Here is a 10,285-nt window from a genome sequence, read left to right on the forward strand (position 1 = left end):
TCCGAGGATGGGTCCGCGTCCTCCGAGGAGCCGCAGCCCGACGGTGGCGAGGAGATGCCCATGCCGGAGCCGGAGCCCGAGCCCGCCCCGGCGGCCGTGTCCGCGCTGGCGGACAAGAAGAAGCTCGTCCCGCTCATCGTCATGGGCGTGGTGGGGCTGAGCTTCCTGGTGCTGATGATCGCCGTGCTCGCGGGCGCCTGAGCCGCGCCCTTCGCGCCACGGCGGCCGCCCTTCCCTTCCTTCCCCCGGAAACGACAAGGCCCCCGCTGAAGCAGCGGAGGCCTTGGTTCTTTCACACGCTCCCGGCCACTACCGGCCGGAGGAGATGCGCGCCACCGGCTGGATGTTCAGGTCCGGGGACAGCTCCTGGTAGCTGAGGATGGAGAACGAGGGGTTGAACTCGTACTCCAGCAGCTTGCGCACGTAGCGGCGGATGTCCATCGCCGTGAGGATGACGGGGCGCTGGGCGCTGGGCGGCAGGTGGCCGCATTCCGAGCGCACCGCGCCGACAATCTCCTGGGCAATCTCCGGCTCCAGCGCCAGGTGCGCGCCCGCGGAGGTGCGCTTGATGGAGCTGCGGATGGCCTCCTCGATGTTCGGGTCGAGCAGGTACACCACCAGCGTGCCGGTGCCGCGCGCGTACTTGTGGGAGATGTAGCGGCGCAGCGAGGCGCGGACATGCTCGGTGAGCATGACGTTGTCGGCCTCCACCTGCCCGTACTCGGACAGGGCCTGGAGGATGCCGCGCAGGTCGCGGATGGAGAGCTCCTCCTCCACCAGGCGCCCGAGGATGTCCGTGAGCTTCAGCACGTTGACGATCTTCGGGACCACTTCCTTGACGATGGCCGGGAACGCCTTCTCCAGCTGCTCCAGCATCGTCTGCGTCTCCTGCACGCCCACGAACTCGCGGGCGTTCTTCCGGAGCACTGCGGCGGTGTGCAGGATGATGTAGCCGGGCACGTCCCAGGTGGTGAGGCCCGCGGACTCGAGCATCTCCCGGAACTGCTCGGGCACCCACGCGGCCGCCTGGCGCGTCGCGGGGTTGATGGCCTCGAAGCCGGGGATGTTCATCAGCTTGAGGCGCTCCACCGTGTCGTTCACCAGGATGTGGCCCAGGGTGGCCTGGCCGGTGACGACGGGCACTTCGTTGATTTGGATCTGGTAGGCCCCGGGCGGCAGGCCGCCGTTGCCGCGCGCGCGCACGCCGGGGAAGCGCACACCCAGCTCCACGAAGAGGCCGTCGCGCATGAACGGGATGAGCTCGAAGAGGAACTTGCCGCCGTCCTGCCGCGAGTCCACGAAGGGAACCAGCGCGTCGGACACCTCCAGCACGATGGGCGTGACGACGGGGATGAACAGCTCCGAGTCCGGGTTGAGCTGCTCCTTGGGCGGAGGCTCGGCGGACACGGGCGTGCCGAAGCTGGACTCCATCGCGGGGCCGGCTTCCTCGGCGGCCATCGCCTCGTCGCGCTTGCGCATCATCGACCAGGCGCCGAAGCCCGCGCCCGCGCCCAGCAGGAAGAAGGGAATCTTGGGGAGGCCGGGGATGAGGCCCAGGCCCACGAGCATGGCCGCCGCGATGGCGATGGCCTTCGGGAAGGCGGTGAGCTGCGTGCCCACATCCTTGCCCAGGTGCGCGCCCTCTTCCTCGCCGCCCACGCGCGTCACCAGGATGCCGGCGCAGGTGGAGATGAGGATGGCGGGGATCATGCCGACCAGACCGTCACCGATGGTGAGCAGCGTGTACTTCTGCGCGGCGTCACCGGCGGACATCCCCTTCTGCGTCACGCCGATGATGAGACCGCCCACGATGTTGATGACCGTGATGATGATGGACGCGATGGCGTCGCCCTTCACGAACTTCATCGCGCCGTCCATGGCGCCGAAGAGCTGGCTCTCACGCTCCAGGTCGCGGCGCTTCTTCTTCATCTGATCCTGATCAATCACACCCGCGCGCAGGTCCGCGTCGATGGACATCTGCTTGCCGGGCATCGCGTCCAGGGTGAAGCGCGCGGCCACTTCCGCGACGCGCTCCGAGCCCTTGGAGATGACGATGAAGTTCACCACCACCAGGATGAGGAAGAGGATGGCGCCGACGACGAAGTTGCCCTGCACCACGAAGTTACCGAACGCCACCACCACTTCGCCCGGGTCGCCGGTGAGCAGGATGAGTCGCGTGGTGGAGATGGTCAGCGACAGGCGGAACATCGTCGTGATCAGCAGGAGCGTCGGGAACGACGACAGGTACAGCGGGCTGGGCACGTAGAGGGAGATGAGGAGCAGGATCACCGAGATGCTGATGTTCATCGTCAGCAACACGTCCAGGATGATCGTCGGCAGCGGGACGATCATCATCGCGACGATGGCCACGACGACCACGGCCAGGACGATGTCGGAGTACTTGTTCAGGAAGCTGTTCGGATCGGCGTTGGCCATCGGCGGGGCCATCCTAATCCGTGCGCGCCCCCGAGCCCAAGGGGGGGCCATCCCTCACCTGTCCGGCGAGGGAGCCTGCGGTCAACCTACGAGTGGTCCTCGGGGGCTTCGGATTCCGAAGCCTCGTCCGAGCTCTCCAGGGCCGCGGCGGCGAGCATGCGCGCACGACGGCTCAGGGGGTCCTTGTCATCGGGGTCCAGCGACACGGCATGCTGGAAGTCACGGGCCGCTTCCGTCGTCCGGCCCTGACGGAGGAACGCCTCGCCCCGGTTGACGAAGGGGGTGATGTCAGCGGGATCCAACTCGATGGCGCGGTTGAAGCACGCCACGGCGGCGTCCAGGTCCTCCAGCGCCAGGTGGCAGGCGCCCAGAGCGGTCTGGAAGTAGGCCTCACTCGGGTCCATGACCGAAAGCTTCTCGAAGACGGCCAGCGACTCGTTGAAGTTCCCGTCCTGGAAGAGGTTGAAACCCTCCGTGGCCCGCTCGAGCATCTCCGGTCCGGACAGGGGCTTCTCGTTGTCGTTCGACACCGTGGCCTTGGATTCAGTCGTCATCGGCGCGTTCACCGGGCGGGGACAGCAGCGGCGGGGGACTCTAGCCCGGGGGCCCCGCCAGTTCCAGACGGGGTCCCCTTCTCAGCGAGGGCTGACCTCACCCCGCCTCGTCGATCCGCTCCTGGACCTTCGCCATCGTGTCGCTCATCGACTTCTCGATGACGCTCTTGAAGATGTACTCGGAGCTGGTCTCCTTGTTGAAGGCCTTCTCGGCCTCCTTGTTGATCTCCTCGGCGGAGGCGTTCGGGTTCTTCGCGATGAAGTCCGCGACCGTCTTCTGCGCCTTGTCCAGCGCGCGGGTCCCGGCCTTCTCACCCAGGCTGCCCACGTAGTCCTTGTACTTCTCCGCCAGGCCCTGGATGGCCTGCTCGGCGGTGGGCTTGTCGCCCTGCGCCGACTTCTGGCTCTGGCCGGCAGACTGGGTCTGGCCAGCGGCACCCGCCGCCGGGGCGCTCTTCGCCTGGAGCGCCTGGAGGCCCTTGGCGAGCGAATCCGTCATGGAGCGGAGCAGGTTCTCCTGCTTCACGAGAGCCTGCGAGCCGGTCGCCGGCGCGGCGGAGGTGGTCGAGATTCCGACGCGGGGAGCGGAACCGTTAATCGGGGTGGAGCCCATGATCCAAACCTCGTCTCTAAGTACTGCGTTTCCAGGGTTATCGACGTGAGCCTAGTGGAAGTTTCCGGATCCTTTCCAGCGGAGGCCTCACGCGGCCAGGCCCGGAAACGCCACCAGCCCCGAACCGGTACCCTGGAAGGGCACCAGCACGGGGCCGGAGCGAAACCAACAACCTGCGAAGGACTACTTCAGGTTGTTCACGGCGGCCATCGCCATGTCGTCCATCTTCTTCATGAGGTTCGTGATGGTGCTCATGATCTGGGACTCGAGCTGAACCTGCTTCTGCGCCTGCAGGAAGCCCTTCTGCTCGGCCGGGGCGGCGTCGATCATCTTGTCCATCGCCGTGCCGGTGGTGTTCTTCGCGGTGTTCACTGCCGTGTTGAAGACGTCGATCGTGGCCATGAGAGTGTCTCCGGGTCCTGCGAGATGGGTTCGTGCGGCAGCAGCTACAAAAGGATTATCGCTGAGGGGGGGCGGGAGTTTCCTGGGAATTTCCCGGGATCATTTTTTCCCGGCTCCCCGCCTCGGTACCACGGGCTGGATCAGCCCTTCAGCTTGCCCAGGGCCGGGTTCTTCATCCAGGCCTTGAAGGAATCCAGCTGCTGCTGCGACTCGGCGCGGGGGTCCGCCGGCTTCGCGGTGCCGGGCAGCGAGTCCTCGCGGGTCAGCGCGATCTTGGGGCGGCTGGAGTTCTCGAAACCATCCGACGTCTTGTGCCCGCCCGCGCCGCGAGCAGGAGCCGCGGGGGCCGCCGGCGCGGCGACCGGGGGCGTCACGGCGAACTTGGCGCCCAGCTCCGGGTTCATCTCCATCACGGCGCTCTGGATGGTCATGCCGTAGGTGCTGATGCGGTACTGCAGGTACTCCACCACGTGCCCGAGGATGGCCGGGGGCGGCAGGATGGGGTCCTTCATGAAGCGGTTCAGCGAATCCGTGACGTCCTTGTACATCCCCTCATCCAGCGGCGTGCCGGGGGCCGACGCGGCGACCAGCTTGCGCATGTTGCGCACCACCTGGAGGAAGGTGCCCTGGGCCGTCTTGCCCTGGACATCCAGCTCCGCCAGCAGCTTGTCGCGCTTCTCCTTCAGCTCCGGCGGCTCCGGGGGCAGCGGAAGCTGTGTCTTGGGGGGGGTGCTCATGAACCGCTCCATCGGTTGAGGTGAATGAATCCAGCCTACCAGAGATTACGGGGCTTCCAGCCAACGCGCCAGGAGACGGGTCCCACCCCGAGGATCAGCGCCGGGTAAGGGCGGTGACCATGGCGCCAGCCTTGCGTACCACCGGATCATCCGCCGGGGGCATGGCCGCCGCGCGGCGCAGGTCCTCCAGGGCCTGGGGCTTCTGTCCCATGGCCAACTTCACCTCCGCGCGGCCCACGTAGACGGACGGGTCCTGGGGGGCCAGCTTGGCGGCCACGTCGAAGGCGGCGAGCGCGCCCTGCCCGTTTCCGGCGGCCATCTCCACCACGCCGAGCGCCTTGGCGAAGTACACGTCCGTGGGGTTGATGGCGTAGAGGCCCTGGAAGAGCGTGCGCGCCTCCGCCAGCCGGCCCTGGTAGAAGAAGAAGTAGGCCGTCTTGGCGATGGCGTACAGCTCGTCGTTGGAATAGCCGCGCACCTCGCGGAGCGTGGCCTTGCCCTCCGCCCAACGCTGCAGGAGCGCGGTGAGCTTCGCCTCGTCCTGCGGATCTTCCGGGTCCAGCGCCGCCATGGGTCAGTAGCCCTCGTCCTTCTGCTCTTCCCACATGCGGCGGATGATCTCCTGCGACTCCGCGCTCACCTGATCCACCAGGCCCAGCATCGCGGACTCGCGCTGCAACAGGGCCTTGAGGCGCTCCAGGCGCTCCGGGGGCGCGTTCACCTTGGACAGGCCGCGCTCCAGCATCCGGCGCTGTCCGTCGTCCCCGCGGCCCGCGACGCTGGCCAGGTGCGGCCGGTCGCTGAAGCCCTCCAGGTCCGCGTCGTGACCGCCCGGATGGGGCGGCAGGGGCAACCGGAGCTCTTCCGACGAGTGCGCCGGACCGATGAAGTCCAGGAGCGCCGCGGAGGGCATCGACGGGTTCTTGATGTTGCCCGCCTTGCGCAGCTTCTTCGCCCGGTCCAGCTGGGACGGGTCCACCAGCCGCTCGCGGACACTGCGGGGACCTCCCCAGGGCCAAAGCGCGGTGCTGGGGGGCTGATTGTTGATTCTGGCCATGGTGGCCCGACTTCAATACAGGTGGGGGCCCCGCGTCCAGCCCCCTTCAGCGCCCGCCTGCATGCTCCCGCTGGAGCGCGTAGACGAAGTTCAGCACTTCCGCGACCGCGTCGTAGAGCTCTTCCGGGACTTCCTGCCCCACGTCCACCCGGTACAGGGCGTGCGCCAGGGACACATTGCGCATCACCGGGATGCCGTACTGCTTGGCGATCTCCCGGATCTTCTCCGCCTTGAGGCGCATCCCCTTCGCCACCACGCGCGGGGCACCGTCCGCCTTGGTGTCGTACTTGATGGCGATGGCGATGTCCGCCTCTTCGTCGCTGGCCATGGCCTCCTCCTCAGGCGCGCGCAGGCGGCGCCGCGTTCTGCTGTTGCTTGAGCCCGTAGACGAAGTTCAGCACCTCGGCGACCGCGTCGTAGAGCTCCTCCGGGACTTCCTCGCCCACCTCCACGCGCAGGAGCGCGTGCGCCAGGGGGACGTTGCGCAGCAGGGGGACGTCCGCCTCGCGCGCCAGCGCCTTGATGCGCTCCGCCTTGGCGTCCATGCCCTTCACCAGCACCCGCGGCGCCCCGTCCTTGTTCTGGTCGTACATCAGCGCCACCGCGACGTGGTCCGGGTTGGTGACGATGACGCTCGCGTCCTTCACGGCCTCCATCTGGGCCCCCTCCATGATCTCATGGTGGAGCTCCTTGCGCTTGGCCTTGTGGTGCGGGTCGCCTTCGCTCTGCTTGTACTCCTTCTTGACCTCCTCCTTCGTCATCATCATGTCCTTCATGAACGACTTGCGCTGCCACCACACGTCGAACACGCCGAAGATGACGAAGAGCATCACGATGCGCACGCAGACCCGGTAGAGGATCTCCCCCATGATGGCCATGATGCCGTGCGTGTCCTGCCGCACCGTTTCGATGACCAGGGGCATCGAGTCCCGCACCACGCCGGTGACGACGTAGGCGGCGACGGAAATCTTGATGAGGTTCTTGAGCAGTTCCACGAAGGACTTCTTCGAGAACATGTTCTTCAACCCCGCGATGGGGTTGAGCTTGTCGAACTTCGGGATGAGCGGGTCGATGGTGAAGAGCGACCCCACCTGAAGGAAGTCCATCAGCCCGCCCAGCACCGCCGCGCCCGCAACGATGGGCACCGTCAGGAGCAGCAGCGTGCGCAGGCCCATGATGAGCAGCTGTGTCGTCGCCAGCCCCAGGTCCTGCGAGTGGGCGATGGCATCGAAGCTGAAGCGGAAGAGCGTGGAGATCTCCCTCTCCACGGTGTCCCAGGTGCCCTTGACGATGCCCAGGCCCGCGACGAGCACGGCCACGCCCGTCAGGTCCTTGCTCTTCCAGGTCTGACCCTTCTTGCGCGCGTCGTCGAGCTTCTTATGCGACGGTTCTTCTGTTTTGTCGCCACTCTCGTCCGACATGGAGGAATCCCGGGAGGCTTGAGCCGGCTCAGGCCAGCATCTGGATGGCGTGCTGGAACATGCGGAGCATGTTGACCAGCTCCTGCTGCATGCGGCCAATCACGACATGGATGGCGATGAACATGATCAACACGCCCACCAGCGGCTTGAGCGACATGGAGATGAAGAACACCTGGATCTGCGGCGCGACGCGGTTGATGGCGCCCAGGGACAGGTCGGTGACGAACGCGGCCACCATGCCGGGGCCGGCCAGCGCCAGGCTGATCTTCAACAGGTCCGCGAAGGAGCGGATCATCAGGTCGAAGAAGGGCCACACGCCGCGGCTGAAGCGCGGGAAGCCCTCCAGCGGCACGATGGCGAGGCTGTCTCCGAGCGCCCGGATGATGATGTGGTGCCCGTCCAGCGACAGGAACAGCACCACGCACAGCTGCACCTTGAGGCTGGAGAAGAGCGACACCTGCGTGCCCAGCTGCGGCACGTAGAGCTGGGCGTTGTTGCTGCCCGACATGGTGTCCATCAGCGTGCCGGCCACGCGGGCCGCGTCGAACACCATGTTGACGATGTACGACAGCGCCACGCCGATGAAGACCTCCTTGAGCAACAGCCCGATGTACGGGAGCGCGCTCAGGGGAATCCGGTCCATCCGGTCCGCGACGGACGGGAAGAGCACCGCGGACACCATCAGGCCCAGGCCCAGCTTCATCTCCGAGGGAACGACCTCGCCGCCCAGGAACGGGCTGAAGATGAGGATGGGCATCACGCGGCACATGATGAGTGCCATCGTGAAGATGGTGACCGACAGGTTGACCCGAGCACCCAGCTCGGCCATCACTTCGCCGATGTTCATCTGCCGATGAGCGCCGGAAACCGGTCGAAGACGTGGAAGGTGAAGCGCAGGAGCTGACCGCCAATCCACGGGCCCGTCATGGCCAGCACGCCGAAGACGAGGACGACCTTGGGCGCGAACGAGAGCGTCTGCTCTTGAATCTGCGTGGTGGCCTGGAACAGCGAGACGAGGAAGCCCACCAGGAGGCTCATGAGCACCGGCGGCGCGGAGACCACGAGCACCAGGAACAGCGCCTCCTGGGTGATGAACGTGAGCTGATTCATGGGAGTACGGGGCTCCTTACAGGTAGCCGATGACCAGGCCCTTGGCGATGAGGTACCAGCCGTCCACGAGCACGAACAACAAGAGCTTGAAGGGCATGGAGATGGTCGTGGGCGACAGCATGTGCATGCCCAGCGCCAGCAGGATGTTGGCCACCACCATGTCGATGACGATGAAGGGCACGAACAAGAGGAAGCCAATCTGGAAGGCCTCCTTCAGCTCGGACACGACGAAGGCCGGGACGATGACCATGAAGTCTTTCGGGCCAATGTCCTTGCGGTCCTCCTCCTTCCGCATCTTCTTCGCCAGGCTGTAGAAGAGCGTGCGGTCCTTGTTGGTGACCTTCTTCATCAGGAAGTCGCGCAGGGGCTCCTTGGACTTGTCCGCGGCCCCCAGCATCGTGCCCACCGTTTCCGAGGAGAAGACGGACGTCCCCCGGGACCAGATGTCGATGCCGCCCGCCCGGTACATCTCCTGGCCCACGGGAGCCATGATGTAGACGGTGAGGATGATGGCCAGGCCGGTGATGACCTGGGTCGGGGGAATCTGCTGGGTGCCCAGCGCCGAGCGGACGATGGAGAGCACCACCGAAATCTTCACGAAGCTGGTCACCATCATCAGCGCGAACGGGACCAGGGACATGGCCGCGAGCGCGAGGATGAGGATGAGCGGACGGGAGGTGAAGGAGTCGGAGCTCACCGCCTCCTTGACCATTTCATCCGGCATCGAGTCGCCGCCCTTCTTCGCCGCGGACGCGACGAAGGGGTGCAGCGACACGAGGGCCGCGAAGAGCCAGGGCGGAGCGCGGAACAGCAGCGGGCGAGCGGGAGACGAACGGTTCACGTGACGGCCTTCAGACGCCCGGCGGCGGCGTGGTGCCACCGGTCCGGCGGGAGAGGAGCTTCTGGAGGAAAGGACTCAGGGACACCGGCGACGACGGCGGCCGCGCGGCGCGGATGCGCTCCACGGCGTCGCGGTCCAGCTTCGAAACCAGTTGCACGCCACCCTCGCCGCCACCCACCAGCAGGTACTCGTCCGCGGCCTTCAGGACGAAGAGCGTGCGCCGTTGGTCCAACGGGATGCGCTCCATCACCGACACCACCGACGCCTTGCCCACGGGTACGCCCTGCAGGCCCATCAGCCGGCGCAGGCCCACGTTGAGCGTGAGGTAGATGGCCGCGATCACCGCGCCCAGCAGCGCCACCGTGCGCACCACCACCCAGCCCAGGCTCTCCTGCGCTTCTCCGCCTTCGGCCTCGGAGACGCCCAGCTCGCGGTCCAATTCGTCCGCGTGGCGCTTCGCGCGGGCCGCGCTGTCACCCGAGGCAGCCGGGGCCGCCTCTGGAGTCAGTACGGCGGCCGCGTCCTTCGCGGGCGCCAGAGCGGCGGGGGCCTGGGGGGCCGGTGCCGCCACGGAGGCGTCAGGCGTGGAGACCGCGGGCGCCTGCGCCAGGACGGCGGGCGACGCGAAGAGCAGCGCGGCGCCGAGCAACAGGCGCGAGGAGGAGAGACCGAGGACCGCCATGGATGGGCGCGAGCCTAGTGCACCCGAGTCAGGACCGCCACGGGCCCGGGCACGACCACGCCCCCCTGCCCGCCTGCCTTGTGACGCATGGGCGCAAACGCTTCAGCTCAGGTGGATGATGCGCACCCCGAGCTGGCCCTCCAGCTCCACGAGCTCGCCCCGGGCCACCACCTTGCCGTTCACCGACAGGTCCACGGGCTCACCCGCCCCACGGCGCAGGTCGATGACCTGGCCTGTGCGCAGGCCCACCACCTGTTCGGCCGTGATGGGCACGCGCGCCAGCTCCACCGCCACCTGCAGGGGCAGGTCGCTGAGCAGATCGCTTCCGTCCTTGTCGTCCAATGCCGCCCCTTCGAGTTCCGGAGGAACGCCCAGCTCCGGGTTGGTGAAGTCCTCGTTGTCTTCCGACCCGCCCCCGGACTCCCCACCCTG

At 67.0% G+C, this 10,285-nt stretch carries 14 protein-coding genes and 1 pseudogene; 1 reads left to right on the forward strand and 14 read right to left on the reverse strand.

What is annotated here, in order from left to right; translation table 11 throughout:
• A pseudogene (locus tag D7V77_RS36775) lies at nt 1-201 on the forward strand (FHA domain-containing protein); the annotation flags it as partial.
• A 108-nt stretch (nt 202-309) separates the two neighbouring features.
• Here the strand turns inward: D7V77_RS36775 and sctV are convergent.
• The 14 genes from sctV to D7V77_RS36845 all read right to left on the reverse strand — a co-directional run.
• Complete coding sequence (gene sctV / locus D7V77_RS36780) at nt 310-2,436, reverse strand: type III secretion system export apparatus subunit SctV (RefSeq protein WP_120580923.1); 2,127 nt, start codon at nt 2,434-2,436, stop codon at nt 310-312.
• Between the two features lie 86 nt (nt 2,437-2,522).
• Nucleotides 2,523-2,990 (reverse strand): tetratricopeptide repeat protein, encoded by a 468-nt coding sequence (locus D7V77_RS36785; protein ID WP_120580924.1) that lies wholly within the window; start codon nt 2,988-2,990, stop codon nt 2,523-2,525.
• A gap of 97 nt (nt 2,991-3,087) precedes the next feature.
• Nucleotides 3,088-3,489, reverse strand: coding sequence for a hypothetical protein (locus D7V77_RS36790; protein WP_126936456.1), 402 nt, complete (start codon nt 3,487-3,489; stop codon nt 3,088-3,090).
• Nucleotides 3,490-3,786: 297 nt separating this feature from the next.
• Nucleotides 3,787-4,005 carry a hypothetical protein gene (locus D7V77_RS36795; RefSeq protein ID WP_120580926.1) on the reverse strand — a complete coding sequence of 73 codons (219 nt, stop codon included), beginning with the start codon at nt 4,003-4,005 and terminating at the stop codon, nt 3,787-3,789.
• Nucleotides 4,006-4,145: 140 nt separating this feature from the next.
• Entirely contained in the window at nt 4,146-4,742 is a 597-nt protein-coding gene (locus D7V77_RS36800) for a hypothetical protein (RefSeq protein ID WP_126936331.1), read from the reverse strand.
• 94 nt (nt 4,743-4,836) lie between these two features.
• Nucleotides 4,837-5,313, reverse strand: a complete 477-nt coding sequence (locus D7V77_RS36805; RefSeq protein ID WP_120580928.1) for a SycD/LcrH family type III secretion system chaperone — start codon at nt 5,311-5,313, stop codon at nt 4,837-4,839.
• Between the two features lie 3 nt (nt 5,314-5,316).
• Nucleotides 5,317-5,799: a hypothetical protein gene (locus D7V77_RS36810; protein WP_120580929.1), complete on the reverse strand. Its 483-nt coding sequence runs from the start codon at nt 5,797-5,799 to the stop codon at nt 5,317-5,319.
• A 46-nt stretch (nt 5,800-5,845) separates the two neighbouring features.
• Nucleotides 5,846-6,127, reverse strand: a complete 282-nt coding sequence (locus D7V77_RS36815; RefSeq protein WP_120580930.1) for an EscU/YscU/HrcU family type III secretion system export apparatus switch protein — start codon at nt 6,125-6,127, stop codon at nt 5,846-5,848.
• A 10-nt stretch (nt 6,128-6,137) separates the two neighbouring features.
• Nucleotides 6,138-7,220: a type III secretion system export apparatus subunit SctU gene (sctU, locus tag D7V77_RS36820; protein ID WP_120580931.1), complete on the reverse strand. Its 1,083-nt coding sequence runs from the start codon at nt 7,218-7,220 to the stop codon at nt 6,138-6,140.
• Between the two features lie 28 nt (nt 7,221-7,248).
• On the reverse strand, nt 7,249-8,067 hold the full coding sequence (locus D7V77_RS36825) for a flagellar biosynthetic protein FliR (RefSeq protein WP_120580932.1): 819 nt from the start codon (nt 8,065-8,067) through the stop codon (nt 7,249-7,251).
• On the reverse strand, nt 8,064-8,330 hold the full coding sequence (gene sctS, locus D7V77_RS36830; protein ID WP_120528175.1) for a type III secretion system export apparatus subunit SctS: 267 nt from the start codon (nt 8,328-8,330) through the stop codon (nt 8,064-8,066). The genes D7V77_RS36825 and sctS overlap by 4 nt, the downstream gene beginning before the upstream one ends.
• 16 nt (nt 8,331-8,346) lie before the next feature.
• Nucleotides 8,347-9,171 carry a type III secretion system export apparatus subunit SctR gene (sctR, locus tag D7V77_RS36835; RefSeq protein WP_120580933.1) on the reverse strand — a complete coding sequence of 275 codons (825 nt, stop codon included), beginning with the start codon at nt 9,169-9,171 and terminating at the stop codon, nt 8,347-8,349.
• Between the two features lie 10 nt (nt 9,172-9,181).
• Nucleotides 9,182-9,853, reverse strand: coding sequence for a flagellar biosynthetic protein FliO (locus D7V77_RS36840; RefSeq protein WP_120580934.1), 672 nt, complete (start codon nt 9,851-9,853; stop codon nt 9,182-9,184).
• 102 nt (nt 9,854-9,955) lie between these two features.
• On the reverse strand, nt 9,956-10,285 hold a 330-nt coding region (locus D7V77_RS36845; protein WP_233597462.1), incomplete at its 5' end, for a FliM/FliN family flagellar motor switch protein.

The organism is Corallococcus sp. CA041A (genome assembly GCF_003612075.1).
GTDB classification, from domain to species: Bacteria; Myxococcota; Myxococcia; order Myxococcales; family Myxococcaceae; genus Corallococcus; species Corallococcus exiguus.

Coding starts and splice junctions, on each gene's coding strand:
- D7V77_RS36805 (WP_120580928.1), bottom strand. CDS start 5,313: ATGGCGGCGCTGGACCCGGAAGATCCGCAGGACGAGGCGAAGCTCACC.
- D7V77_RS36825 (WP_120580932.1), bottom strand. CDS start 8,067: ATGAACATCGGCGAAGTGATGGCCGAGCTGGGTGCTCGGGTCAACCTG.
- D7V77_RS36785 (WP_120580924.1), bottom strand. CDS start 2,990: ATGACGACTGAATCCAAGGCCACGGTGTCGAACGACAACGAGAAGCCC.
- D7V77_RS36800 (WP_126936331.1), bottom strand. CDS start 4,742: ATGAGCACCCCCCCCAAGACACAGCTTCCGCTGCCCCCGGAGCCGCCG.
- sctV (WP_120580923.1), bottom strand. CDS start 2,436: ATGGCCAACGCCGATCCGAACAGCTTCCTGAACAAGTACTCCGACATC.
- D7V77_RS36790 (WP_126936456.1), bottom strand. CDS start 3,489: ATGACGGATTCGCTCGCCAAGGGCCTCCAGGCGCTCCAGGCGAAGAGC.
- D7V77_RS36840 (WP_120580934.1), bottom strand. CDS start 9,853: ATGGCGGTCCTCGGTCTCTCCTCCTCGCGCCTGTTGCTCGGCGCCGCG.
- sctU (WP_120580931.1), bottom strand. CDS start 7,220: ATGTCGGACGAGAGTGGCGACAAAACAGAAGAACCGTCGCATAAGAAG.
- D7V77_RS36815 (WP_120580930.1), bottom strand. CDS start 6,127: ATGGCCAGCGACGAAGAGGCGGACATCGCCATCGCCATCAAGTACGAC.
- D7V77_RS36795 (WP_120580926.1), bottom strand. CDS start 4,005: ATGGCCACGATCGACGTCTTCAACACGGCAGTGAACACCGCGAAGAAC.
- sctS (WP_120528175.1), bottom strand. CDS start 8,330: ATGAATCAGCTCACGTTCATCACCCAGGAGGCGCTGTTCCTGGTGCTC.
- D7V77_RS36810 (WP_120580929.1), bottom strand. CDS start 5,799: ATGGCCAGAATCAACAATCAGCCCCCCAGCACCGCGCTTTGGCCCTGG.